Below are 24,069 nucleotides of genomic sequence, written 5' to 3' on the forward strand. Positions count from 1 at the left end.
ACATCCGCGGCGCGCCCACATCCGCGGCGCGCCCACATGCGCCGTGACGACACCTCCGCTTGCCGCAAGCGTTGCGCCATCACCCCGTTCTTCCCACCGCTACAGGTGGTCGCCGCTTCGCCCGGACAGTGGGACGTCACGCACGATCGGCGCCTCGAGCAGGCAACCGAACTCGCGGGCAAAGTCCACGGAAACCCGTGCGTGGACCGCGCCCTGCTTATCGAAGAACCGCTGCGTCCATTCAAGCGTGAACACCCCTTCATGCCAGATGCCCGGATGAATGTAGAGCCCTTGCTTGCCGTCGAAGCGGAAGCACACGAACTTCTCCGGCGCGATGTCGTCGCCGGGCAATGCCAGGGGAACGTAGAACGGGCGATGGTCCAGCGGAAAGAACAGTTGGCCGCCATCCGGGTGATAGTTCGCGTGCCACAGCAACATGCGTTCCGGTGCGTGGGCGCTGTCGTCGCGCGCGGCTTCAGGCTCCGTTGCGTAGGCAAGAACGTAGTGACCGCCTACAGCCTCGTTGCGGCCGTAGAGAATGTCCCCGCGCCATTCGCTCACGAACGTGCCTTCGGTGGTGCCGGCCTCATCGCCGGTTCCGGGGTCGATGGGCCGCGAGCCCACCGACGGCCACTGCACGATCTCGATCGGACACTCGCTCGGGTCCGCTACGAGCCGGCCAAATCCATCGAGCGTTGCCGGCGTGGCGTCGACCACGGGCATCGATACGCGCCGGAGGCCGGCCGGAAGGGCGGGGTTGAGGTAGTCGATCTTTTGGGACATCGGCACAGTTTGAACGGGTCGAAAATCTTGATTGTAGACGCTCGTACATGGCGTTTGGCCGGGCTTTATGCCCATGCAGGCGGCCCGGCGGTCCGCTCATGCATAGCGTGCGAGGAACATGTCAGCGGCCGATTCCGCGACCCGCTTTTGCTCCAGTTCGCCGAGCGGCGCCTGGCCCATCGTCACCTGCGGCCAGAAGGCGAAAGCCTTCACCAGCGCCTGCATCTGCAGCGCCGCGAAGAGCGGATCGTCGGTCTTGAGGCGGCCGTCGGCGGCGGCAGCGCGGATCCACACGGTCAGGTCTTCCTCGCGTTCACCGAGTCGGGCGACCATGTCTCGCGCTCGTTCCGGCGAATGGATGCCGGCCGCGATCGCCACACGTGCCAGCGACAGGAAGGACTCGTCGTTCAGCAGCCGCAGCTTGCGGCCCAACAGGTCGAGCAACTGTGTGCGCAATGGCTGGTCGGCGCGGTAGGCGGGTGCATCGCCACTCTGGCTCGCGTCCCATAGCTGATGGAGAATCGCCGCAAAAAGCGCTTCCTTGCTCGGGAAATGGTTGTAGACCGTACGTTTCGAGACATTCGCGCGGGCGGCGATACGGTCCATGCTGGTCGCGTCGTAACCGGCCGCGAGGAATTCCTCGATCGCGGCGCCGACGATGGCGACACGCTTGCGGTCAGTCAGGCGTTGGTGAGTGGTACTTGGATCCATCGAGAGATTTTACACCGGGCAGTTTACTTTTCTCGAAAACAAACTACACTGCCGAGTGTACATTTTTCTTTGGACGGCCTACCTCATGACGTCGCTTCCCGCTCTTGTGAGCCGCGTGCTCGGCTTTACCGCCGCGCGTCGCGGTCGCGCGTTGTCCAGCACCTCGCCGCAGCACGACGGCGAACGCTTTCGCAACGTCAAGCCGCGTCCCACTGAAGGCCTGCGCAAGACGCTCGGCATTGTGTGGAACGTGTTGCTCAACAAGCCGAGCGGCACCGTGCCGGCCGAGGCGTTGCCCGTCGACGCGCTGACGCGCGCGCAGCTCGATGCGGCGCCCGACCGCAGCCTCTACCGGCTCGGCCACTCGACGATGCTGCTGAAGCTGCGCGGCCAGTTCTGGCTGACCGATCCGGTGTTCGCCGAACGTGCCTCGCCGTTCCGGCATCTCGGCCCGAAGCGCTTCCATGCGCCGCCGATCGCGCTCGCCGATTTGCCGCCGTTGCGCGGCGTGATCCTGTCGCACGATCACTACGATCACCTGGATCGCGAAACCGTGCTCGCGCTCGCGGAGACCACCGGCGTGTTTCTGACGCCGCTCGGCGTCGGCGACCGGCTGATCGAATGGGGCATCGAAGCGTCGAAGGTGCGGCAGTTCGATTGGTGGCAGGGCACCGAGGTCGACGGTGTGCAGTTCAGCGCTGCGCCCGCGCAGCACTTTTCCGGCCGCAGCCTGTTCGACGGCAACAGTACGTTGTGGGCATCGTGGGTGATCGTCGACGGTGATCTGCGCGTGTTCTTCAGCGGCGATACGGGCTACTTCGATGGTTTCAGGACGATCGGCGAGCGGCTTGGGCCGTTCGACGTCACGCTGGTCGAGACGGGCGCTTACGATGCGCAGTGGCCGTACGTTCACATGCAGCCCGAAGAAACCGTGCAGACGCACATCGATCTGCGCGGCCGTTGGCTCGTGCCGATTCACAACGGCACCTTCGACCTCGCCATGCACCGCTGGCAGGAGCCGTTCGAAAGGGTGATGGCACTGGCCCTTGCGCGCGGTGTCTCGCTGTCGACGCCACGCATGGGCGAACGGCTGGATCTGGGCGCGCCGCATCGCGGCGAACGCTGGTGGCGCCACGTCGGCGAGACCGTCGCTGCGCCAAAGTCCGCGTGGCGCCTGTGTACCGCGCGCAATGCCGGAGACACGGAGTCTTCGTGAGCTCTTGCGAGCTTCCGCTTGCATTCAGAACGGCACCTGCCGACGGCACACGTCGAGAACCAATTGCCGAAACCAGCGATGAACCGGATCGTTCTCTAAACGGGGATGCCACATCTGGAAAATCGTAAAGCCATCGGTCGTTACGGGAAGCTCAAAAGAGTGGACGGATTCGCTCTGCTGGGCGTTCACGAAAGATGCAGGCAGGAGCGCGACCAGATCGGACGCTCGCGCCACCGCCAACGCGGCCGGAAAACTCGGCACGACCGCCATAGTCGTTCGCTCCACTCCCAGCAAGGCAATCGCGGCGTCAAGCGAATCAATTATCTGGCGACCGTGCGGCGCGACCACGTGGCCAAATGCTGCGTACTGTTCGGTAGTCACGTCCTGTTTCAACTCAAGGGGATGCCCCTTTCTGACCACACCCACGTAGCGGTCTCGAAACAGCGCCCGCACGCGTATTTCAGGTCCCATCTCCTCCAGCACGCCGATCTCGAGATCGGCCGAACCATTTCGAAGAAACTCGGCGCTCTTTTCCGATTTGGAGGAAAAGAGCAAACGTACGAGCGGTGCAATCGCGCTCACTTCAGCAATCAATGCTGCGCCGAAGGCTTCCACGAAAGCTTCATTGGCACGAATCCTCAGGGTTCTGCGCAGCGTTGAAAAATCTGCTGCCGTCGACGTCGGACAAAGCAACGAACGCGCCTCGAGAACGATGTTTTGTGTTTGCTCTCGAATCGCTTCGGCATGCGGAGTCAGCACCATATCGCGCCCCGCCCGCACCAGCAATGGATCGCCGGTCGCGGCGCGAAGGCGGGTCAGCGTGCGGCTCATCGCGGACGCGCTGAGATGCAGCGATCGAGCGGCACGTGTGACGTTTTTCTCGGTCAGCAACGCATCGAGCGCGAAGAGTAGATTGAGGTCCGGTTCTGGCATCGCTTGATCGTAGTAAGCAAGGTGAGGTAGGGCGTCCGATGCATATATTAGTTGCATTCAGTGCGGCTTCCGCCATGCCCGATGAACCGCTACATTGGTTTGCGTGATCGAGCCGAAAGGATCGCTCTCGTTACTCAGGTTCGAGAGCAGCTTTGTTTATCGAGGATGCCAATGCAAGACACACCTTCGCAGAAAACCGTTCTCCTTATCGGCGCCTCGCGCGGCCTTGGCCTGGCGATGGCCCAGGAGTTTTTGAAGCGCGGCTACCGAGTCATCGCTACCGGGCGAGCTGCCTCTACAGAAAAGCTTCAGCATCTTGCCAACGCTTGCGCTGGTGCGCTCGAAGTGGAGACTGTGGATATCACGATTCCCGGGCAGGTCGCAGCGTTGCGCGCCCGCCTTGAAGGTCGGCGTGTCGATGTGCTTTTCGTGAACGCGGGCGTGAAGAACGACGATCGTGAAACGCTGGCGGACGTCTCGACCGAGGAATTTGTGCGCGTGATGGTCACGAACTCGCTGAGTCCGATGAGGGTCATCGATGCGTTTCAGGACCTGGTCCCGCCGGATGGAACGATCGGTGTCATGTCGTCGGGGCAGGGCAGTATCACCAATGCCACCAACGCGAACTATGAAGTCTACCGAGGGAGCAAGGCCGCGTTGAACATGTTCATGCGTACCTTCGCGGCGCGTAGCGCGAGTTATCCGCGCAGCCTTCTGCTCATGGCGCCCGGATGGGTGCAGACAGACATGGGTGGCCCTACGGCGCGCTTGACCATCGAGGAAAGCATTCCGAATCTCGTCAATACGATCGAGGCTTATGAAGGGCGCGCCGGATTGCATTACCTCGACTATCTGGGACGCGCCGTGCCTTGGTGACGGGCCGCTCGCCAACCTGATGGGTTAGACGGCCAGGGATCGGCACACCGCGATCAGCACGGCGCGGTTGCGCTAACTGCGTTACTCAACCCAGCGCCACGACCGCGATCTCCACCAACAGCTCGGGCGCGGCAAGCTTCGCTTGCACCGTCGCGCGTGCGGGTGCGTGACCTTGCGGAACCCACGCGTCCCACACCTCGTTCATGCCGGCGAAATCGCGGCCAATGTCCGCGAGCCAGACTTGTGCGGAAACGAGGCGCGTCTTGTCGATGCCCGCCTTCTCCAGATAGCCGTCGATCTTTTCCAGCACCTTCGCGGTCTGAAGTTTGACGTCCGGGGTGTGATCGGCGGAAGTCTGGCCGCCGACGAACACGAGGCCGCCTGCTTTGACGACGCGGCTCATACGCTGGTTGGTGTCGATACGAACGATATCGGTCATGACAATCTCTCCATTTGAAAAGGCGAACGAAGCCGCCGCGCGGATCGACTGAAGGGCGCGACGAAAAAATCGGTTAGTGCGTAACGAGATGCGAAGCGCCAGGGCGGGAAGCCGCCGCTGTGCGGCCAAAACGATCGATGGCAAACGCATCGAGCGAAAGCGAGGGCTTGCCGTCCAGCATCAGTTCGGACACGAGTTGGCCGCAACCCGGCCCGAGTTGGAAGCCGCTGCCGCAGTAGCCGAACGAGTAATACAGATTCGACGCCTGACGGCTCGCGGAAATGACTGGCAGTTCATCTTCCGTAAAAGCTTCGACGCCGGCCCACGCGCGATTCACGCCGAGATCGCGCAGATGGGGAAACAGATCCGTCACCGTTCGCGCGCTGCGCACGAGGCGGGCGAAATCGACTTCGCCGTGACGATTCGCCAGATCCGCGATGCCAATCAGTTTGCCGCCGATCACCACCGTGCCGTTGTCGAACTGCTTGAAGGACAATGGCCGGCCTGTTGCGCCGAGCGTCGCGCGGCAGAAGGGCGCCACACGCTGCGTGACCATCAGCATCAAACCTTCGGGATGCACCGGCACGCTCTCGCCGACCTGCTTCGCCAATTCGCCGGACCATGCGCCCGCGGTGACGAGCAACTGGTTCGCGCTGAACGTGCTGTGCGGTGTGACGGCGAACCATCTTGTGCCGCGCTGCTCGATGCGCCGCACCGGCGTGCCTTCCAGAAAACGTGCGCCGAACCGCTGTGCGGCGAGCCGGAATGCCGTCGTGGTTCGATAAGGCAGCGCGTAACCGTCGCGCTCGACCCAGATGCCTCCCGTGACATGCCGCGCGAGCGCTGGTTCGAGTCGGAGCACGGTGTCGCGATCGATCACCTTCTCGTGCGTGAATCCATGCGATTCGAGCTGCGCGACGCGCCGGCGGCAAGCGTCGAGTTCGTCATCCGTTTCGGCGATCTTCAACTGGCCGGATGCCACGAAGCCGCCGTTCTCGCCGAGCAGATCGCTCATGCCGTGCCAGATTTCCCGCGACATCAGCGCGAGCGGAATCTCGGGCAACGGGCGGCCCAGCGTGCGCACGCCGCCCGCGTTCACGCCCGACGCATGACGCGCCACGTAGTCGGCTTCGAGCACGATCACCTTCGCACCGCGCTGCGCCAGATGGAACGCGCTGCTCGTGCCGTGCAGGCCGCCACCGACCACGAGCACATCGGCTTCCTGGATCTCGGTCGTGTCACTCACCGGCGAGTTCTCCAAGCGTGAGCGGCTTGATCGGTGGACGGATGCGGTAGTAGCCGACTTCGGCGGGCGAGACGCGGCGCGCGTCGGCGATGACTTCGGTCACCGTGAGACCGCACATGCGTCCCTGACACGGACCCATGCCGCAGCGTCCGAACGACTTCGCCTGATTCGGACCGACGCAGCCGAGTTCGACGAACTTGCGCAACTCGCCCGCGGTCACTTCCTCGCAACGGCAGACGATGGTCTCGTCGCGCGGAATGCGGTTGACGTCGCGCGGACGATACAGGCTGTCGAGAAACGGCCGGATGCGCATGACGCCCGCGAGCGCGCGGCGATGTGCGGCGGCTTCGGCATCGCGTACCTCGGCCATCAGCGCGCCGAGCTGCGCGGCCGCCGCGAGACCCGCGAGCGCGCCCTGCAAGGCGGCCGCCTGCGCGCCGCCGATGCCCGCGCCATCGCCCGCGACGAAGATGCCGGGCACGTCCAGCTCGCCCCATGCATCCACTTTCGGGGTGAAACAGAGTTGTGCGTCGTCCCAGCGGTGCGTGGCGCGCAGCGCCTGCGTGAATTGCGTGTTCGGCACGACGCCCTGATGCAGCAGGATCACATCGGCTTCGATACGATGCGCGGTGCCTTGCGTCGTGAAGTGCAGCGCGGCGGCACGCTCGACATGATCCGTACCGATGCGCGCTTCCACGCGCAGATTGTCGGCGGCCTCGAAGATCGGCACGTTCGCTTCGCGCAGCGTGCGAATCAGTTGCAAGCCTTTGCTCAGGAACGGCCACGCGCGCAGCGCCGCCAACGCATGCCGCTTCGCGCGCCAGCGGTCTTCATGGCGCGTGGTATCGACCAGCGCGCGGATCGGCACGCCGGCGCGCACGTATTGCCAGCCGAGCAGATACAGCAGCGGCCCGCAGCCCGCGAGCACCGGCGGCGCGGCAGGTACTTCGCCCGCGCTCTTCAACAGGATCTGCGCCGCGCCCGCCGTCAGCACGCCAGGCAGCGTCCAGCCGGGAATCGGAAAGGGCCGCTCCAGCGCGCCGCTGGCGAGAATCACGCGTTGCGCGTCGAAGCTGCCGATCTTGCCGTCCCGCAGATAATTGACGCCGCGCTCGCGCGTGACTTGCCATACCGTCGCCTGGGTCAGGTGCCGCGCGCCGGAAGCGGCGAACGCTTCGGCGATGGCGGCGCCCGCCGCGTAGTCCGGCCCGAGAATCTCCTTGCGGCGCGCGTCGGCGCGGCCGATGGCGCGATAGATCTGGCCGCCCACGGCGTCCTGTTCGTCGATCAGCACCGTTGAGAGGCCGGCGCGCGCCGCGCGCGTCGCCGCGCTCATGCCGGCGGGACCGGCGCCGATCACGACGACGTCGACGGCTTCGGAAGCGAAATCAGCGCTCATGGGCATTCTCCAGCGATGCGTCGGTCGGGGCAGTCGCGCCCAACGGCGGCAGATCGCGTGCGCCTTCCTGCGAGCGGATGCGCATGCCGGCTTTGACTTCGACCATGCAGGCCTGACGGCTCGGCATGCCGTCGATCTCGACGAGGCAGTCGAAGCACGCGCCCATCATGCAGAAGGGCGCGCGCGCTGCGCCAGAGACGGGCGTCGCGCGAAAGCGCGATACGCCCGCCGCAAGCAGGGCCGCCGCGACCGAGCGGCCGCCCGGCACGGACAGCGGCCGGTCGTTGAACCAGATGGCGACGTGCGTGGCGGCCGAGCCTTGCGCGCCCGGCAACGGCTTGAAAAGCGTGTGAGTGGATTGGGTAGTCATGTCGGATTCAATGAGCGGGAGTCAGTTCACCGGCGTGCTCGAAGCGGCGCGCGGAAAAATGGGGCAGTTCGTCGGGCATCGGCGCGCCCATGATCCACGGCGCGACGCGCAGCGCATGCGCGGCCGCCAGCGTCACGCCGCTATGGCAGGTCACGACGAACGCGCCGGGGTGCGCCGCGGAGCGGTCGTAGATCGGGAAGCCGTCGGGGCTGTAGACGCGCAACGCGGCCCACATGCGCACGAGCCGTACGTGCTGCAACATCGGAAAGGCGCGCACGCCACGCCGGGCGATGTCGGTCAGCACGTGCGTGGTGGTGAAATCGTTGAAGCCGACTTCTTCCATGGAATCGCCGAACTGCACGCTGCCCTCGTCGGTCTGGCGAACGTTCAGCGTCGGATAGTCGAGAAAGCGAGCGACGCGTTCGCTCACCAGCACTTGCCCGCGATTGGGCGCGACCGGAGCGTCGAGTCCGACGAACGGCGCGAGCGCGCGATTGCCGAGTCCCGCGGCGAGCACCACGCGCGACGCGCGATACGTCCCGCGTCTGCCGTGCACGACGAAGCCCTGCGCCTGCGGCTCGATGCGCTCCGCGCGTTCGCCCGACACGAGCCGCACGCCCCGCGCCTGCATGGCGGTATGCAGGCCGCGCAGCAGCTTGAGCGGATTGACGTGACCGTCCATCGGCGAATAGCTCGCGCCGATCACCGCCGGGCCGATGTGCGGAATGCGCGCGCGGACTTCGGCGGCATCGAGCATCTGGTACGGATAATCGCCGAGCTCCGCTTGCAGCGTCGAGAGGCGCTTGTCGCGTTCGGCGAGTTCGTTGTCGTTGAAGCAGAAGTGGAAGCCGCCCGGCTGGCGCAACGCCACGTCCACGCCGGTTTCGTCCAGCAGCGCCTGCGCGAGTCCCGGCCAGCGCGTGGCCGAACTGCGCGACCAGCGTGCATAAGGCGACAGGCCGTAGCCCTTGCCCTGAATCCAGACGAGGCCGAAATTGCCGCGCGACGCGCGCAGGCCGCCGTCGTCCTCGTCGAGCACGGTGACGCGCGCGCCTTCGCGGGCGAGCCCGTAGGCCACGGCCGAACCGACGAGGCCGCCGCCGAGCACCAGCACGTCGGGGCTGGCGGTGCTAGTCAATGTCATCGGGTTTCTCCGATCAGAATGCGATCCAGTCCGACCATGCGGTCGAGCAGGATCATCAGAAGGACCGTGCCGACGATCAGCACCGCCGACACCGAAGCGACCAGCGGATCGATCGTCTGCGCGATCTGGTTGTACATGGCCACGGGCAGCGTGGTCGTGCCCGGCGTTGCGACGAAGATCGTCATGGTCAGTTCGTCGAAACTCTGGATGAACGAGAGCACCCAGCCGCCCGCCACGCCGGTGCGGATCATCGGCAGCACCACGCGGCGAAACGCGGTGAAGCGGCTCGCGCCGCAGGAGAGCGCGGCGCGCTCGGCATCGCGATCGAGCCCGACGGCCGACGACAGCGCGAGGCGCAACGCATACGGCAGCACGATGATCACGTGCGCGCAAACCAGCGACCAGAACGATCCCGACAGGTGCAGCAGCGACAGAAAGCGCAGGAACGCTATGCCGAGCACGACCGCGGGAATCATCATCGGCGAGAGGAAGAAACTGGTGAGCGCGGCGCGGCCCGGGAAGCGATAGCGCGCGATCGCCAGCGCGGCGGGCACCGCGAGCAGCACGCCGATGCTGGCCGCCGCGAACGCGAGCCGCACCGACAGCCAGAACGCCGCGACGATGTCGCCGTTTTCGATGATCGCGCGGAACCAGCGCAGCGACGCGCCATCGAAAGGCATCGAGATAAAGCCCTTGTCGGTGAAGGCCACCAGCATCACCACCACGAGTGGCGCGAGGATGAAGGTCAGAAAGAACGCGTTGTAGACGAGCCCGAGAATGCCGTTCTGTTTCATGATCGCTCTCCTCGCTCAATCGAAGATGTGCTGGAAGCGGCGCTCGGCGAGGCGGCTGCAGCCCATCACGATCGCCACGTTGGCGATCAGCAGCAGCACGGCGATGCTCGCGCCGAGCGGCCAGTTGAGCGTGCCGAGGAACTCGTCGTAGGCGGCGGTGGCGACCACCTTGAGGCGCCGGCCGCCGATCAGCGCCGGCGTGGCGAACGCCGATGCCGACAGGGCGAACACGATGATCGAGCCCGACAGCACGCCCGGCATGATCTGCGGCAGCACCACGCGGCGAAACACCGCGAACGGCGAGCCGCCGAGCGAGCGGCCGGCCCATTCCACTTGCGGGTCGAGTTTCTGCATGGTCGCCCACACCGACATCACCATGAAGGGCACCAGCACATGCGTGAGCGCGATGATCATGCCGGTCATCGTGAAGACGAGACGGATCGGTTCGTCGGTCACATGCAGCGCCTGGAGCAGGTTGTTCAGCACGCCGTTGTTGCCGAGCAGGATCTGCCAGCCGAGCGTGCGCACCACCACGGAGATGAGCAGCGGACCGAGCACGACCAGCAGACACAGCGACTGCCATGGACGCTTCATGCGCGCGAGCACGATGGTCTCCGGCACGCCGAGCACAATGGACAGCAGCGTGACGGCGAAAGCGAGGCCGGCGGTGCGCAGAAAGATCGTGCCGTAGTACGGATCGCTAACCACTTCCCAATAGTTCGCGAGCGTATAGGCGGCCGTGACGCCCGCCGTATCGCTGAACACGCGGAACGACAGCATCAGCGTGAGCAGCAGCGGCACCAGCAACAGGCCGACGAACAGCAGCAGCGCGGGCCCCGACAGCAGCCACGGCGCGGCGCCGGGACGGGCGTCGTCAAGCGTGGCCATGAGCGCTCTCCGGAGTGTCTTGCGTGAGCACGCGCAGGTCGTCGTCGGTCCATGCGAGGCCGACTTCGTGGCCTTCTTCGGGCGGCGGCGCGCCGTGGTTCGGCTGCGCGACGCGCAGCTTGCCGAGTTCGGTGTCCACTTCGAGCAGCCACTGATTGCCGACGAACACGCGCGTCGCGATGCGGCCGCGCAGGCGCGCCTCGCCATTGGCCAGATGAACCTTTTCCGGGCGGATATAAACGTTCACCGTGCCGTCGACATGACGGCCTTCGTGCGGCACATGCAGCGTCGTGCCGGCCACGGCGACTTCCGCGCAGCGCGGATTGCGGCGCAGCACCTCGCCCGAAAGCGCGTTGGTGCGGCCGAGAAACGTCGAGGCAAACGGCGTGGCGGGGCGCTCGTACGCGTCATACGGCGTGCTCAGCTGCGCAATCGCACCGCGATGCATCACCGCGATGCGGTCGCTCATGGTCATCGCTTCGACCTGATCGTGCGTGACGAGTATCGTCGTGATGCCGAGGCGCTTCTGGATCGCGCGCAGTTCGATGTGCATCTCTTCGCGCAGCTTGGCGTCGAGATTGGACATCGGCTCGTCGAGCAGCAGCAGTTCCGGCTGCATGGCGATGGCGCGCGCAATCGCCACACGCTGACGCTGGCCACCCGACAGTTCCTTCGGATAGCGGTGGCCGAGGCCTTTCAGGCGCACGAGGGAAAGCGCTTCGGCGACGCGCTCGTCGCGCTCCTTGCGTTTGACCTTGCGCATCTCCAACCCGAAGCCGACGTTGCCCGCCACCGTCATGTGCGGAAACAGCGCATAGCTCTGGAACACCACGCCGATGCCGCGCTTCTCGGGACGTTCGCTGGTGATGTCGCGGCCATCGAGCAGAATGCGGCCGGTGGTCGGCGTGACGAAGCCCGCGACCATTTGCAGCGTGGTGGTCTTGCCGCAGCCGGAGGGTCCGAGCAGCGACAGCAATTCGCCGCGTTCGACCGCGAGATCGAGTTGATCGACCGCCGTAAAATCGCCGTAGCGTTTCGAGATGCCTTGCAGAGTCAGGAAGGCCATGCGCCTCGCTCCTTCATCAGATCGCGCGTCGCGCGAGGAACCCGCTGGTGCCGCGCTTGGGTCCGCGTTTGGTGCCTCACTGGGTGCCGCACTTCAGCGTTCGACCGAACGGTTCCAGCGCTCGGTCCATTCGGTCCGGTGCTGGTTGATCGTGGTCCAGTCCATCGCGGTCAGCTTCGAGATCTGCTCGGGACCGTAGGGCACGCGCGCGGCGATCTCAGGCGTGAGCTTCACGGTCTTGTTGACCGGACCCAGTCCGATGCCTTGGGCCTGCAAGACCTGCACTTCCGGGCTCAACAGGTATTGCACGAACTGCTGCGACAACTGCGGCTGCGCGTTCTCCGCAATCGCACAGGCCGCCACCTCCAACGCGACCGCGCCTTCCTTCGGGTAAATGAACTTGAGCGGGAAGCCGGTGTTCTGCAAGGCGACCGCGCGGCCGCTGCCGTACGGCGCGAGGATCACGTCGCCGGACTGCATCTGGCCGTCCATCTCGCCGGGCGTCGGCGCCCAGGACAGCACGTTCGGCGCGACCTGTTTGGTCATCGCGGCGAAGCCGGGGTCGATGTTCTTTTCGCCACCGCCGGAAAGACGCGCGAGCATCACGAGCGTATGCAGGCCGTAGGTATTGGTGATCGGCGGCACGCCGAGTTTGCCCTTGATGCGGCTGTCGGTGAGCGCCTTCCACGAGTCGGGCGGCGGCAGGCCGGCCTTCTTGAAGGCCTCCTCGTTATAGCCGATGCCGGTCGCCACCATGCCGACGCCGATCGCGCTCGGCCCGATCCTCGCGAGCGGGTAGACGTCCTTCATCACGGGCGCGTCGTCGAGCTTCGCGCACAGGTTGAGCTGCATCGCCTGGTACATGGGGCCGTCGTCCATCACCGCGACGTTGATCTGCTGATGGCCTTTCTGCGCTTGCAGCTTGGCAAGCGTATCGCTCGAATTGCCGGCGACGTAGACGATCTTGACGTTATGCGCCTTCTCGAACGGCGGGATGATCTTCTGCCGGTAGAGCTGCTCGTTCGAGCCGCCGACGTTGGCGACATAGAGCGTGGTGTCGGCCTGCGCGAGGAGCGGAGCGGCGAGGGCGGAAGCGGCGAGAAGCGCCGCGAAGGTGGGGCGGGACGAGGCGGACAGGCGGCGATGCAACGCTCTTTTCATGACGACGATCTCCAGTTCCGGGTGTGGGGACGCGGGCTTCGCTGCCCGTCGTTGGAATGCAGTGTCGCGCCGGCTAGTCATGCCGTCCAATACGAATAAAATACCTATCTATGCATGGATGATATGGATTGAAGGGTGTCGTCTAAGGGAGAATACGGATGAATCTCAAGCACATCGAGGCGTTTCGCGCCGTGATGGTGTCGGGGTCGATGACCGCCGCGGCCAAGGCGCTCTTCACGTCGCAGCCGAACGTGAGCCGTCTGATCGCGCAACTCGAGCGCGACACGGGGCTGCAACTCTTTCAGCGCAGCGGCGTGCGGCTGATTCCCACGAGCGAGGGTGAAGCGTTCTTTCGCGAAGTGGAGCGCGCGTTTGTGGGTTTGCAGGGCCTCGCGAATGCCGCGGCGCAGATTCGCAATCTCGGCAGCGGGCGTCTGCGCATCGCGGCGATGCCATCCGCAGGCATGACACTGGTGCCGCACGCCATCAAGCGTTTTGTCGCGCTATTTCCGGATGTCACCGTGTCACTGCACGTGAACACGTCGGGCACGGTCAATCATTGGACGGCCTCGCAGTTCTGCGATCTGGGTGTGGCGGTGTATGTCAGCGAGGCATCCGATTGCGAGGTCGAGCAGCTATCGGACGTGGCTGCCGTTTGCGTGATGCCGGCGGCGCATCGGCTGGCGGCGAAGCGCAGTATCAAGCCGGAGGATCTGGAAGGCGAGCCGTTCATTTCGCTGTGTCACGGCGACGGCACGCGCACCTTGATGGACGAAGTGTTCCAGCGCGCGGGCGTGCAGCGCGTCATGTCGATCGAGGCGCAATACGCGGCGATGTGCTGCGAGATGGTCCGCCACGGCATGGGCGTGACGCTTGCGCATCCAATCGTCGCGCGCGACTTCGCCGGGCCGGAAATCGTGATTCGCCCATTCCTGCCGGCCACGCGCTTTCAGACCTATCTGCTGTTTCCTCCGCACAGGCCGCGGGAGCGGCTGGCGTCGGCGTTTGTCGAGGTCTTGCGGGAACTGCATGAGGAACTGCTCGCCGAGGTCGTGGAGCCGGCGCGGAGTCGGGCCGGACGCGGGCGCGCGGGATCGCGGGCCGAGGCGGGAGGGGACAGGCTGTGAAGATGCCCGGTGCGCCTTGTCTCGCCTGCCGGTATATCCTGCTGGTACTCTTTCCGATCCTCTGACCGTTTTCTGAAACCGGGTAATCGCGATACATGACCGAGCAACCACCCACCATCGAAATTGAAAGCGCGCCGAATCCCACGTTTGCCGTGATCCTGATGCACGGTCTCGGCGCCGATGCCAACGACTTCGTACCGCTCGTGCCCGAACTGCGTCTTGGCAATGCGCCTGCCGTGCGCTTCGTGTTTCCCAATGCGCCGGAGATCGCGGTTACCGCGAACAACGGCTACGTAATGCGCGCGTGGTATGACATCCGCTCGTTTCAGAACATCAATGAGCAGATTGACGAAGCGGGTATCGAATCGTCTTGCGCAACCGTGCGGCAATTGATCGACGCGCAGAACCGGCGCGGCATTCCCACTTCGAACATCTTTCTCGCGGGTTTTTCGCAAGGCGGGGCGATGACCTATTCGGCTGGGCTGACGCATCCTGAGACGCTTGCCGGTTTGATCGTGTTGTCGGGTTATGTGCCGTCGCCGGGCTTTATCGACAGCGGTTTTAGCGCCGTGAACCGTGGTACGCCTATCTTTGCCGCGCATGGCATGTACGACGACGTGTTGCCGATCCAGTTGGGGGAGGCCGCGCGCGACTTTGCGCTCACGCGAGGCTGCAAGGTGGACTGGAGCACGTATCCGATGCCGCATTCGGTGTGCGCGGAAGAGATATCGGCGCTGCGCACCTGGCTCCGCGCGCTGCTCGCGGCGTCTTCCTGAAGCAGCCTCGCCGCGCTCAGGCGTCCGGCGTTTGCGCAGGCGCTTGCGTGCCGGGCAGGTCCGCTTGCGCGGCGCCTTCGAGAAACCGGCGGGTCGACTCGAACGCCTGGAGCATCGGCTCGGGCCACGGCGTTTGCAGCATGACTGCCTGATGATTTTCGAACGCCGACGACAACAGCTTCGCCAGCTCAGGCGAACGCAGATGGCGCAGCAGCACGCTGACCGCAATCGCCGTGGCCTGGCTCGCGCCGGCCGTCTGAAGTTCCGAAGCGGTGAGGGCCGCGACCTGTTTGTTGATGTCCACTGCAACTTCCTTGGATGAAATGTGGGAGAGGGATGGCCCGACGGCCGGTGGCGAATTTTGACATGGTTGGCCGCTTTCCGTGACCGCACGCCGATACGCGGCTCTATGTCGTCGGAAAAATCATCAAGCATTTTTGCATATGCGCCATTCACTTTATCGTTGGCTCGAAAGCGCGATTTGCATGGTATTCTGCGCGCCGATTTTCGCCGTATCGTTTGCGAAATACTCGCGGAATAATCGGCGCATCATTAAATAAATCTCGCTACAGAACACAATAAAAAAGAGGGCTGCGATGAGCGTGATATTGACTGTGCTCGGCGCGGTGGTCGGCATGCTGGCCGCCTTGTCGAACGATTTCTCGATCAGCCTCGGCGCATTGCTGGGTGCGGTGGCTGGTTTTGCGTTTTCGCGTCTGCGGCAAAAGAAGTCCGCGGATGCCGCGACGCCGTCCGCGGCCAAACCGGCCGCCACTGACAGTTGGAATACTCCGGGCGAACTGGTGGCGCGCGTCGAGCGGCTCGAGCGGGAGATCGTCGCGTTGCGCGGCGAGATTCGTCAGTTGCGTGCGGGCGGCGTTGAGGGCGCGACGGATGCTGATGCGCAGGTCGCCGACGCGGCAACGTTCGAGCGGTCGCCGTCGGACGCCGCGTCGAGTCCTTATGCGATCCCGCCTGCCAATGAGCGGACGGCAAATCCGCCGCCCGAGGTGTCCGCGTCGCAGCCTCCCGTTCCGCCTTCACCACCCGCGCCTCCTCGCGGCCCTGGTCTCACCGAGCGCGTCTTCAAAGCCGGCCGCGACTGGCTTCTAGGTGGCAACACGGTCGTGCGGGTCGGCATCATCGTGCTGTTTTTCGGCATCGCCTTCCTGCTCAAATACGCCGCCGATAACAGCCTGCTGCCGATCGAATTCCGCCTCGCCGGTGTGGCGCTCGCCGCGACCGCCTTGATCGTGCTCGGCTGGCGCATCGGCGAGCGACGCGGCGCGTATGGGCTAGTGCTGCAAGGCGGCGGCGTCGGCGCGCTGTATCTGACCGTCTTCGCGGCCACGCGGCTGTATCACTTGCTGCCGGCGGGCGCGGCCTTTCCGCTGATGGTCGCGATCTGCGCGCTCAGTGCATTCCTGGCGGTCCGCCAGAACGCTTCGTCGCTGGCCTTCATGGGCAGCGCGGGCGGTTTTCTCGCGCCGATATTGCTGTCGACGGGCGGCGGCAGTCACGTCATGCTGTTCGGCTACTACGCGCTGCTCAATGCCGGCATCTTCGCGATCGCCTGGTTCAAGGCGTGGCGCCCGCTGAATCTGCTCGGCTTCGTGTTCACGTTTTCGATCGGCGCCGCGTGGGGCGCGATAGCTTACCGCCCCGCGTTGCTCGCCAGCACCGAGCCGTTCCTGATTCTGTTTTTCCTGATGTACGTCGGCATCGCGCTGCTCTACGCGGTACGGCGCGAAATCGCCCTCAAGCATTACGTCGACGGCACGCTGGTGTTCGGCACGCCGCTGGTGGCGATCGGCCTGCAAGCCGCGTTGATGAGGAACACCGGGTTCGGGCTGGCATGGAGCGCGGTGGCGCTCGCCGCGTTCTACCTCGCGGTCGCGGGCTGGCTCTCGCGGCGCCGGGAACGCCTCGGCATGATGTTCGAGGCCATGCTCGCGCTGGCGGTGATCTTTACCACGCTCGCCGTGCCGCTCGCGTTCACCGGACCGACAACGAGCGCGACCTGGGCCATCGAAGGGGCCGCGATCAGCTGGCTCGCCGTGCGTCAGCGGCGCGTGAGCGCGTTCGGTTTCGGCCTGCTGCTGCAACTGGCCGCGGCGGGCGCCTACGCGGTCGGCACGATCGCGCAGACTCACGACGCGAGCGTCTTGCCGGTTCTGAACGGCGCCTACGTCGCGTCCGTGCTGATCGCGCTCGCGGGCATTTTCACGGGATGGCGTTTGCACGGCCGCAGCGAAGCAGGCGAGTGGCACGTGTGGATGCCGCGGATCGGCCTCGTTGCCAGCGTGTGGGGTTTGTCGTGGTGGACCTTCGGCGGCCTGTCCGAAATCCATGCGTACGTGAACGCTCGTCCCGGCTTAGAACACGGCCGTTACGAGACGGCCGCCGTCGCACTCTTCGCCGTGCTGACAGCGTGGTTCGCTCACGGCGCGCGCCGCGCGCTGCGCTGGCCGCTCGCCGAATGGCCGGCGCTGGCGTTCGTGCCGGTTCTCGCGCTTCTCACGGTCGAGCTTTTTACGTTAGGTATGGCGCCGTTGAGCGGCTACGGCTGGCTGGTTGGCGCGCTCGCCACACTTTCGGCGTACGGATTGCTGTGGCGCCAGCAGCGCGACGTCGGCGATATCGTGCTCGCGCCGCTGCATACGCTGATGTTCTGGACGGCCGGCGCGCTTGCCGCGCTCGAAGGCTATTGGGCTTTGCGGACTTACGTACCCGAAGGCGCATGGAGCTGGAGCGCGTGGGCGTATGGCTTGGGTGTGCCGCTGCTGTTGCTGGCGGGCGCCGGGCACCGTCTGCGCTGGCCGGTCGCGCGCTTCATGCGGGCGTATCAGGTGTGGGCCGCCGCGCCGCTCGCCGTGCTGCTGTGGGCATGGAGTATCGCGAGTGTGACGAGCGACGGCAGCGCCGCGCCGCTCGTGTGGCTGCCGATCCTTAATCCGCTTGACGTCGCCCAGATTCTCGCATTCGTCGCCGGCGCTGTGTGGCTGCGCAGACTGCGTGCGTTGGGTGTGCAATGGCATCCGCGAGCGTTCGACTATCTGGCGCTCGCCACGCTGTTCCTGTGGTTCAATGCGCTGCTGTTGCGCACGCTGCATCATCGTTTTCACACGGCGTACGATGTCGGCGCGGTGCTCGCCTCGTTCAGTCTGCAGCAGGTGTTTCTGGTCGGCTGGAGCGCGTTTGCATTCGCCGGGTTGTGGCTCGCGCGCCGCGACAGTATCGTGCGGCTGTGCGCGATCGCGTCGACGCCGCTCGTGCTGGTGATGTGGATATGGACGTTCTTCGCGAACCTGACGCAGGACGGCGGCGCATGGGCGCGTCTGCCGTTGCTCAATCCGCTCGACCTGGTGCAGGCGGTGGTGTTCGCGCTGGCGGCGTTCTGGCTCATGCGGATTCATCGGCTCGGCGTGCCGATCGGCGAATATCGCGTGCCGTTGCAAGTAGCGGCCGGCGCGACCGGATTCGTCTGGCTGAACGCGATGCTGCTGCGTACGCTGCATCATTGGACCGGCGTGCCGTACGAGTTCGAGACGATGTCACATTCGATGCTCGTACAGGCTTCAATATCGGTATTCTGGACGGTGTGCGCGCTTGCCATGATGATCTGGGCGACACGCCGGGCGAGCCGGATGTTCTGGTTCATCGGCGGCGCGCTGCTGGCGGCGACCGTGGTCAAGCTGTTCCTGTTCGATCTGTCTCACGTGACCGGGATCGAGCGAATCGTTTCGTTTATCGGCATCGGTTTGATGTTGTTGCTGATCGGCTACTTCTCACCGTTACCGCCTAAGGCTCTGGTCGTGGAATCCAAGCAATGAAGCGTGCCTTTACATTCTCCGGCTGGTGTTTCGCGATCGCGGCGATCTGGGCGCCCGCGCCCGCCATCGCCGCCGACGACTTCGCGCAGCATTTCGCGCTGCAATTCGAAGAAGGCGCCGCGTACTACAGCGTGACGCTGCCGGCGGCCGTTTACGCGGCGAGCCAGCGTCACGATCTCGGCGACGTGCGTGTCTTCAACGGCACGGGCGAGCCCGTGCCGTATTCGCTCGATGCGCCGCGCGAGCCGCCGCGCACGCCGCCCACGCTGCGTCCGGTGCGCTGGTTTCCGTTGCCGCCCGTGGCCGCCAGCAGTTCCGCCGCACCGCTCGGCGTGACGATCGCCGCCGACGGTTCGCTGCGCGCGACCTCGGCGCCACCGTCCCGCGCGCAACACGACACGGACCTGATCGACCTCGGACACGCGTCGCATGCAAGCCGGGTGACCGCGTTGCTCGTGCATCTGCGCGACGACAATTACCAGGGGCGCGTCACGGTCGAATCGAGCGACGATTTGCGTCACTGGCAACCCGCGGGCGATGCGCAACTGCTGAAGGTCAGCTACAACGGCAGCACGCTGAGTCAGGACCGGATCGAACTGGACGGCAATCGCGCGCGCTACCTGCGTTTGCGCTGGCTCGACGGCACGCCGTATGTCGAGTCGCTGGACATGGAGATTCAGCCGCTTGCCGCCGACGCCGCGCAGCGCGCGGAGCGGGCATGGCGCGAAGGCATCGTCGCCCACGCGGGACCGAAACCCGGCGAGTATTTTTTCAGTACCGGCGGCCCGTATCCCGTCGACCGGTTACGGCTGAACCTGCCTCAGCCGAATACCGTTGCGCCTGCGCTCGTCTATTCGCGCACGGGCCTCGATACGCCATGGCGCGAAGTGGCGGGCGCGACATTGTTCCGCTTGCACAACGGCGACGTGGAGCAAAGCAATCCTTCGCTCGAATTGACGCCCGACACGGATCGTCAGTGGCGTGTAGTGGTCGACCCGCGCAACGGCGGACTCGGCAGCGGCACACTGACCGTCGCCGCGGGCTGGCGCCCGGCGGTCCTGACGTTCGTTGCGCGTGGGACTGCGCCCTTCACCCTGGCGGTGGGTAGCGCGACGACGGTGTCGTCGGCGGCGAGCCGGGACGATCTGTTGATGGGCGCCTCAACGGTCCCCGCGACGGCGCGCCTGGGTGAGGCGCTGTCACCCGAGCAGGCCGCGAGGGCGCAGTCCGCGAGGGATCCGGATGCGATGCGCCGCTATTTGCTGTGGGCGGCATTGCTGCTGGCCGTGGGTTCGCTTGCTGCGATCGCGTGGCGGCTCGCACGTGGTGCTCGCGTGCCGGCGGGCGGCGCGCCGGGTGCTGTGCCCGGCGCGTCTGCGGGATCTGGCGTTGCGGGCGCGGCGACGACGGGCGCTGCGGGTGCGGCGGTGGAATCCGGCCGCGCGGGCGCGGCGGCTAGTGTGTCCAACCCGGCGTCCAACCCCGCATCCACCGCGGGCGCGGCAGCTAGTGCGTCCAACCCGGCGTCCAACCCGGCGCCCACCGCGGGCGACGCCGACGGGCAGGGTGAAGGCAAGCGCTGAATTCAGCGCCGCCTACGGCGCGCAGGTCATTCCTCGCGCGCCGTCATCGTGCCGATGATCTTGTCGAGCGCGTGACCGAAGTCGAGTTTTTCCTGCTCGTCGAGACAGTCGAACATGTCGCCGTTCCATTTGCGCGCGATCGGCATGACCTTTCGATACAGCGCGCGGCCTTCGGGCGTCAGCGACACCAGCACGACGCGGCCGTCCTCGGCGCTTGCCTCGCGTTTCACGAGTCCTTGCCTGATCAACGCTTCGGCGGCGCGGCTTGCCTGGCTCTTGTCGAGATTGGCATGCCTTGCCAGTTCCATGATCGAGAACGGCCCGAATGATCCCACCGACGCAATCACGCGCGCTTCAGGCAAGGTCACGCCGAGCTTGGTCTGATAGCGTTCGCTGATGCCGCGTTCGGCGAGTTTGTTGAGGACATGCAGACGGTACGTCAGGAACTGTTCGAGCCCAGCTTTGGCGTCCTTCATGGTCTTCCCGTAGTGTGTGAGCGGTCGCGGCGCTGTGATTGTTGCCGCAACCGCCTTGCCGGTCAACGCATGCCGTATTTCAGGCGCGTCAACTGTTCGGCTTCGTCCGCCAACAGCCGCGCCGCGTCGCGAATCGCGACTTCGAGGGTGATCGGGCCGGGCGCCGGCGAGAAGCAGCCGCTGAAATATTCGGCGAGGCGCGGCAAGGCGGCTGAGTCGACCCCGCCGGACAGGAGCGTGGCCGGCACGCCTGCTGCCTGGGCATGACGGCAGGCGATGAAGGGCGCCTTGCCGTGGAGCGTTTGCACGTCCGAACGGCCTTCACCCGTGATGAGCCAATCGGCGCCTTCGAGCGCTGCGTCCAGACCGATTTGCCGTGCGACGGTTTCCGCGCCCGGTTCGAACTGCGCGCCGAGCATATGCAACGCGAAGCCGAGGCCGCCGGCCGCGCCCGCGCCGGGCAGTTCGCGCGCCGTGCGGCCGAGCGCCGGTTCGAGCAGATCGGCGAAGCGGGTGAGCGCGGCGTCGATCGTGGCAACCTGCTCCGGCTTCACACCCTTTTGCGGACCGAATACCGCCGTTGCGCCGTGTTCGCCGGTAAGCGGATTGTCCACGTCCGACATGCCGACGAACTGCGTGTTCGCGAGACGCGCGTCGAACTGCGACACGTCCACTCGTGCGAGGCGCGCGAGTTGTTCGGGCGTGGCGTCGAGCTCGTTGTCCTGTGCGTCGAACAGCTTGAGGCCGAGGCCGGCCAGCAGGCCCGCGCCGCCGTCGTTCGTGCTGCTGCCGCCGAGCGCGACGAAAAAGCGCCGCACGCCGGCGTCCATCAGCGCGCCGATTGCCTCGCCCATGCCGCGTGTGCTGCGCGCCTCCACCGGCACGCCCATTCCCACTGGATCCGTAATGCCGACGACCTCCGCCGTTTCGATGATCGCGCTGCCGTCGGCGAGCAGGCCAGTGAGCGCTTCGCGCACCGGACCAGCGGCGCCGCGCACGCTGAGCGTGCGGCGTTCGCCGCCGCTCGTGAGCATGGCGTCGAGTGTGCCTTCGCCGCCGTCGGCCATCGGGCAGATGCGCACCTCCGCGGCGGGACGGGCGCGCTTGATGCCCGCTGCGATGGCCTGCGCGACCTGTTCCGCGCTGAGCGAGCCTTTGAAGGAATCGGGAGCAATGACGACGACGGGCGAGGACGGCGAATTCGGCATGGTGTCTCTGATTGGTTGGAATCGTTGCGAGGGCGGGTGAAACGGAGAGATGAAGGCGCAGCCCCAAGCGCGTCCATTAGCTTATCAGCATGGGCGCGCCGACTGAATATGTCGAATGGCATAGCCGGCATTGACGGCGGCTGGGCGCCTGCGCGGCGAGGGCTGCTGCTTTTGCCGGCAGCTGGTGATTGAAGCGAGGTCGGCGGGAGTTCGTGCAGACAAGCTAAAGCAAAGTCGCTGGGAAAACTTCGTGCAGACAGGCGCGGCGCAACAGCGGCGCGGCACCCCGGCCGCACTGGAACAGTGCGCAAACGGGTATGAAACAACACGGAAAGCGGCCGGAATCCGGCCAAAACCTCGACAAAAACGCGCGCATTCATCGAATCCCCGGCTAGGCGCGCAAATAGTTTGCTAAAATATTCGGCTCTTTGGACCCAACCGTGCTGCCGGCGGCCTGCAAGCCCGCGGCGCAGGCGCGCAATCGAAGCGAAGCGACCTAAACGCGACCAAAAAACGCGACGTCGCACGAGATCGACAAGCGGCACGGAGAAGATAACTGATTCGCTCGAATAATTTTAGGACGATTGAAGCCATGGCTAACGTTGTTGAAAACCTCGGCAAGCTCGAACGCCGCGTCACGATTTCCCTGCCGAAGGACGCCGTGCAGAAGGAAGTGGACTCGCGTATCCGTCAACTCGCGAAGAACGTGCGCATGCCGGGTTTCCGCCCGGGCAAGGTGCCGCTCAAGATGGTGACGCAACAGTATTCGGGCCAGGTGGAAGCCGAAGTGCTGAGCGACAAGGTCGGCAAGGAATTCTTCGACATCAGCCGCACCGAAAACCTGCGCGTCGCCGGTCAGCCGAGCTTCGCGCCGAAGTCCGACGCCACTGAAGGCGACTACGCGTTCGACGCGACGTTCGAGGTGTATCCGGAAGTGAAGCTGGGCGACGTCGCCACGGCTGAAATCGAGCGCACCACGACCACCATCAGCGAAGCGGAAATCGACCGCACGCTGGACATCCTGCGCAAGCAGCGCGTGCACTTCCACGCTCGCGGCGAAGCCGGCGAGCACGGTGACGGCGGCGGCGACACGGCAGCGAAAGAAGGCGACCGCGTAACGGTCGACTTCGTCGGCAAGATCGAGGGTGAAGTGTTCCAGGGCGGCAGCGCCGACGACTTCGCGTTCGTGCTGGGCGAAGGCCGCATGCTGCCGGAATTCGAAAAGGCCGCCACGGGCCTGAAGGTCGGCGAATCGAAGGAATTCGATCTGGCGTTCCCTGAGGACTATCACGGCAAGGAAGTCGCCGGCAAGACAGCGCAATTCACGATCACGATGAAGAAGATCGAGTGGCCGCATCTGCCGGAAATCGACGCTGAATTCGCGAAGTCGCTCGGCATCGAAGACGGCGATCTGACCAAGATGCGCGCTGAGATCAAAGACAATCTCGAACGCGAAGCAAAGCGCCGCACGCAGGCCATCGTCAAGAACCAGGTGATGGACGCGTTGCTGAAGATTTCCGAACTGGACGTGCCGAACGCGCTGATCGAACAGGATCAGGAACGCCTCGTCGCAATGGCGCGTCAGGATCTGGAGCAACGCGGCGTACCGAACGCCAAAGATGCGCCGATCCCGGCTGCGATGTTCAAGGAACAGGCCGAGCGCCGCGTCAAGCTGGGCCTCGTGCTGGCCGAACTGGTCAAGGCCAACGACCTGCAGGCCAAGCCGGAGCAGATTCGTGCCGAAGTGGACGAGTTCGCCAAAAGCTACGAAGACCCGAAGGAAGTCGTCCGCTGGTATTATTCCAACCAGCAACGTCTTGCCGAAATGGAAGCGTACGTCGTTGAAGCCAACGTCGTCGATTTCGTTCTCAGCAAGGCCAAGGTGACGGACAAGGAAGTGAGCTTCGAAGAACTGGCAAGCGCAACGGCGCAAGCGTAAGCGTCGCTGCAACGGCGTGCCGGCTGTCGGAGCGACGGCCCGCACGCCGTTTTTTTGTGCTGTAGTTGTGTATTGCGTTTTTGTTTAGTGTTGCACGGCGC

22 protein-coding genes are annotated in these 24,069 nt (G+C 65.2%); 7 read left to right on the plus strand and 15 right to left on the minus strand.

Going from position 1 to position 24,069, the window contains the following annotated elements:
- Positions 1-99: 99 nt before the first annotated feature.
- Together B0G71_RS09400 and B0G71_RS09405 are read right to left on the minus strand one after the other, a co-directional pair.
- Positions 100-783, minus strand: coding sequence for an ureidoglycolate lyase (locus B0G71_RS09400; RefSeq protein ID WP_116148436.1), 684 nt, complete (start codon positions 781-783; stop codon positions 100-102).
- 96 nt (positions 784-879) lie between these two features.
- Positions 880-1,494, minus strand: coding sequence for a TetR/AcrR family transcriptional regulator (locus B0G71_RS09405; protein ID WP_116141211.1), 615 nt, complete (start codon positions 1,492-1,494; stop codon positions 880-882).
- Positions 1,495-1,579: 85 nt separating this feature from the next.
- Here B0G71_RS09405 and B0G71_RS09410 point away from each other — a divergent pair, with 85 nt between their 5' ends.
- Positions 1,580-2,710 carry an MBL fold metallo-hydrolase gene (locus tag B0G71_RS09410; protein ID WP_116148438.1) on the plus strand — a complete coding sequence of 377 codons (1,131 nt, stop codon included), beginning with the start codon at positions 1,580-1,582 and terminating at the stop codon, positions 2,708-2,710.
- 24 nt (positions 2,711-2,734) lie between these two features.
- On the opposite strand, the gene B0G71_RS09415 is transcribed toward B0G71_RS09410, so the two are convergent.
- Positions 2,735-3,643 carry a LysR family transcriptional regulator gene (locus B0G71_RS09415; protein WP_116141212.1) on the minus strand — a complete coding sequence of 303 codons (909 nt, stop codon included), beginning with the start codon at positions 3,641-3,643 and terminating at the stop codon, positions 2,735-2,737.
- Positions 3,644-3,814: 171 nt separating this feature from the next.
- On the opposite strand from B0G71_RS09415, the gene B0G71_RS09420 reads away from it, so the two are divergent.
- Positions 3,815-4,519: an SDR family NAD(P)-dependent oxidoreductase gene (locus B0G71_RS09420; protein WP_116141214.1), complete on the plus strand. Its 705-nt coding sequence runs from the start codon at positions 3,815-3,817 to the stop codon at positions 4,517-4,519.
- Positions 4,520-4,604: 85 nt separating this feature from the next.
- On the opposite strand, the gene B0G71_RS09425 is transcribed toward B0G71_RS09420, so the two are convergent.
- From B0G71_RS09425 to B0G71_RS09465, 9 genes are all read right to left on the minus strand, one after another.
- Positions 4,605-4,958 (minus strand): RidA family protein, encoded by a 354-nt coding sequence (locus B0G71_RS09425; RefSeq protein WP_116116887.1) that lies wholly within the window; start codon positions 4,956-4,958, stop codon positions 4,605-4,607.
- Positions 4,959-5,031: 73 nt separating this feature from the next.
- The gene (locus B0G71_RS09430; protein ID WP_116141216.1) at positions 5,032-6,204 is read right to left on the minus strand and encodes an FAD-binding oxidoreductase; all 1,173 of its coding nucleotides are present in this window, start codon (positions 6,202-6,204) and stop codon (positions 5,032-5,034) included.
- Complete coding sequence (locus tag B0G71_RS09435; protein ID WP_116141218.1) at positions 6,197-7,603, minus strand: FAD/NAD(P)-binding oxidoreductase; 1,407 nt, start codon at positions 7,601-7,603, stop codon at positions 6,197-6,199. Before B0G71_RS09435 ends, B0G71_RS09430 begins: the two co-directional genes overlap by 8 nt.
- Positions 7,593-7,973, minus strand: coding sequence for a (2Fe-2S)-binding protein (locus tag B0G71_RS09440; protein WP_116141220.1), 381 nt, complete (start codon positions 7,971-7,973; stop codon positions 7,593-7,595). The genes B0G71_RS09435 and B0G71_RS09440 overlap by 11 nt, the downstream gene beginning before the upstream one ends.
- A gap of 7 nt (positions 7,974-7,980) precedes the next feature.
- The gene (locus B0G71_RS09445; RefSeq protein ID WP_116141222.1) at positions 7,981-9,117 is read right to left on the minus strand and encodes an FAD-binding oxidoreductase; all 1,137 of its coding nucleotides are present in this window, start codon (positions 9,115-9,117) and stop codon (positions 7,981-7,983) included.
- Positions 9,114-9,911 carry an ABC transporter permease gene (locus tag B0G71_RS09450; RefSeq protein WP_116141224.1) on the minus strand — a complete coding sequence of 266 codons (798 nt, stop codon included), beginning with the start codon at positions 9,909-9,911 and terminating at the stop codon, positions 9,114-9,116. The genes B0G71_RS09445 and B0G71_RS09450 overlap by 4 nt, the downstream gene beginning before the upstream one ends.
- A 15-nt stretch (positions 9,912-9,926) precedes the next feature.
- Entirely contained in the window at positions 9,927-10,799 is an 873-nt protein-coding gene (locus B0G71_RS09455) for an ABC transporter permease (protein WP_012432905.1), read from the minus strand.
- Positions 10,786-11,865, minus strand: coding sequence for an ABC transporter ATP-binding protein (locus B0G71_RS09460; RefSeq protein WP_116141226.1), 1,080 nt, complete (start codon positions 11,863-11,865; stop codon positions 10,786-10,788). Before B0G71_RS09460 ends, B0G71_RS09455 begins: the two co-directional genes overlap by 14 nt.
- A gap of 93 nt (positions 11,866-11,958) precedes the next feature.
- A complete protein-coding gene (locus tag B0G71_RS09465; RefSeq protein ID WP_116141228.1) occupies positions 11,959-13,026 on the minus strand; it encodes an ABC transporter substrate-binding protein in 1,068 nt (355 codons plus the stop codon).
- A 158-nt stretch (positions 13,027-13,184) separates the two neighbouring features.
- On the opposite strand from B0G71_RS09465, the gene B0G71_RS09470 reads away from it, so the two are divergent.
- Together B0G71_RS09470 and B0G71_RS09475 are read left to right on the plus strand one after the other, a co-directional pair.
- On the plus strand, positions 13,185-14,153 hold the full coding sequence (locus B0G71_RS09470) for a LysR substrate-binding domain-containing protein (protein ID WP_116141229.1): 969 nt from the start codon (positions 13,185-13,187) through the stop codon (positions 14,151-14,153).
- A gap of 95 nt (positions 14,154-14,248) precedes the next feature.
- The gene (locus B0G71_RS09475; protein WP_116141231.1) at positions 14,249-14,929 is read left to right on the plus strand and encodes an alpha/beta hydrolase; all 681 of its coding nucleotides are present in this window, start codon (positions 14,249-14,251) and stop codon (positions 14,927-14,929) included.
- Positions 14,930-14,945: 16 nt separating this feature from the next.
- Here the strand turns inward: B0G71_RS09475 and B0G71_RS09480 are convergent, their stop codons facing one another.
- Positions 14,946-15,233: a hypothetical protein gene (locus B0G71_RS09480; protein WP_106283485.1), complete on the minus strand. Its 288-nt coding sequence runs from the start codon at positions 15,231-15,233 to the stop codon at positions 14,946-14,948.
- Between the two features lie 292 nt (positions 15,234-15,525).
- On the opposite strand from B0G71_RS09480, the gene B0G71_RS09485 reads away from it, so the two are divergent.
- A complete protein-coding gene (locus B0G71_RS09485; RefSeq protein ID WP_116141233.1) occupies positions 15,526-18,762 on the plus strand; it encodes a DUF2339 domain-containing protein in 3,237 nt (1,078 codons plus the stop codon).
- A complete protein-coding gene (locus tag B0G71_RS09490; protein ID WP_116141235.1) occupies positions 18,759-20,345 on the plus strand; it encodes a DUF3999 domain-containing protein in 1,587 nt (528 codons plus the stop codon). Before B0G71_RS09485 ends, B0G71_RS09490 begins: the two co-directional genes overlap by 4 nt.
- Positions 20,346-20,371: 26 nt before the next feature.
- On the opposite strand, the gene B0G71_RS09495 is transcribed toward B0G71_RS09490, so the two are convergent.
- Both B0G71_RS09495 and B0G71_RS09500 read right to left on the minus strand, forming a co-directional pair.
- Positions 20,372-20,821 carry a MarR family winged helix-turn-helix transcriptional regulator gene (locus B0G71_RS09495; RefSeq protein ID WP_116119484.1) on the minus strand — a complete coding sequence of 150 codons (450 nt, stop codon included), beginning with the start codon at positions 20,819-20,821 and terminating at the stop codon, positions 20,372-20,374.
- Positions 20,822-20,883: 62 nt separating this feature from the next.
- Positions 20,884-22,029 (minus strand): glycerate kinase, encoded by a 1,146-nt coding sequence (locus B0G71_RS09500; protein ID WP_116141237.1) that lies wholly within the window; start codon positions 22,027-22,029, stop codon positions 20,884-20,886.
- A gap of 592 nt (positions 22,030-22,621) precedes the next feature.
- Here B0G71_RS09500 and tig point away from each other — a divergent pair.
- A complete protein-coding gene (tig, locus tag B0G71_RS09505; RefSeq protein ID WP_116141239.1) occupies positions 22,622-23,968 on the plus strand; it encodes a trigger factor in 1,347 nt (448 codons plus the stop codon).
- The last annotated feature ends 101 nt before the right edge of the window (positions 23,969-24,069 follow it).

The organism is Paraburkholderia sp. BL27I4N3 (assembly GCF_003386115.1).
In the GTDB taxonomy this organism is placed as follows: domain Bacteria; phylum Pseudomonadota; class Gammaproteobacteria; order Burkholderiales; family Burkholderiaceae; genus Paraburkholderia.

Bases quoted from the DNA above. Each gene is read 5' to 3' on its own strand.
- B0G71_RS09460 (WP_116141226.1), bottom strand. From the start codon at position 11,865: ATGGCCTTCCTGACTCTGCAAGGCATCTCGAAACGCTACGGCGATTTT.
- B0G71_RS09405 (WP_116141211.1), bottom strand. From the start codon at position 1,494: ATGGATCCAAGTACCACTCACCAACGCCTGACTGACCGCAAGCGTGTC.
- B0G71_RS09445 (WP_116141222.1), bottom strand. From the start codon at position 9,117: ATGACATTGACTAGCACCGCCAGCCCCGACGTGCTGGTGCTCGGCGGC.
- B0G71_RS09435 (WP_116141218.1), bottom strand. From the start codon at position 7,603: ATGAGCGCTGATTTCGCTTCCGAAGCCGTCGACGTCGTCGTGATCGGC.
- B0G71_RS09500 (WP_116141237.1), bottom strand. From the start codon at position 22,029: ATGCCGAATTCGCCGTCCTCGCCCGTCGTCGTCATTGCTCCCGATTCC.
- B0G71_RS09465 (WP_116141228.1), bottom strand. From the start codon at position 13,026: ATGAAAAGAGCGTTGCATCGCCGCCTGTCCGCCTCGTCCCGCCCCACC.
- B0G71_RS09470 (WP_116141229.1), top strand. From the start codon at position 13,185: ATGAATCTCAAGCACATCGAGGCGTTTCGCGCCGTGATGGTGTCGGGG.
- B0G71_RS09475 (WP_116141231.1), top strand. From the start codon at position 14,249: ATGACCGAGCAACCACCCACCATCGAAATTGAAAGCGCGCCGAATCCC.
- B0G71_RS09495 (WP_116119484.1), bottom strand. From the start codon at position 20,821: ATGAAGGACGCCAAAGCTGGGCTCGAACAGTTCCTGACGTACCGTCTG.
- B0G71_RS09425 (WP_116116887.1), bottom strand. From the start codon at position 4,958: ATGACCGATATCGTTCGTATCGACACCAACCAGCGTATGAGCCGCGTC.
- B0G71_RS09440 (WP_116141220.1), bottom strand. From the start codon at position 7,973: ATGACTACCCAATCCACTCACACGCTTTTCAAGCCGTTGCCGGGCGCG.
- B0G71_RS09450 (WP_116141224.1), bottom strand. From the start codon at position 9,911: ATGAAACAGAACGGCATTCTCGGGCTCGTCTACAACGCGTTCTTTCTG.
- tig (WP_116141239.1), top strand. From the start codon at position 22,622: ATGGCTAACGTTGTTGAAAACCTCGGCAAGCTCGAACGCCGCGTCACG.
- B0G71_RS09455 (WP_012432905.1), bottom strand. From the start codon at position 10,799: ATGGCCACGCTTGACGACGCCCGTCCCGGCGCCGCGCCGTGGCTGCTG.
- B0G71_RS09490 (WP_116141235.1), top strand. From the start codon at position 18,759: ATGAAGCGTGCCTTTACATTCTCCGGCTGGTGTTTCGCGATCGCGGCG.
- B0G71_RS09485 (WP_116141233.1), top strand. From the start codon at position 15,526: ATGAGCGTGATATTGACTGTGCTCGGCGCGGTGGTCGGCATGCTGGCC.
- B0G71_RS09415 (WP_116141212.1), bottom strand. From the start codon at position 3,643: ATGCCAGAACCGGACCTCAATCTACTCTTCGCGCTCGATGCGTTGCTG.
- B0G71_RS09410 (WP_116148438.1), top strand. From the start codon at position 1,580: ATGACGTCGCTTCCCGCTCTTGTGAGCCGCGTGCTCGGCTTTACCGCC.
- B0G71_RS09400 (WP_116148436.1), bottom strand. From the start codon at position 783: ATGTCCCAAAAGATCGACTACCTCAACCCCGCCCTTCCGGCCGGCCTC.
- B0G71_RS09420 (WP_116141214.1), top strand. From the start codon at position 3,815: ATGCAAGACACACCTTCGCAGAAAACCGTTCTCCTTATCGGCGCCTCG.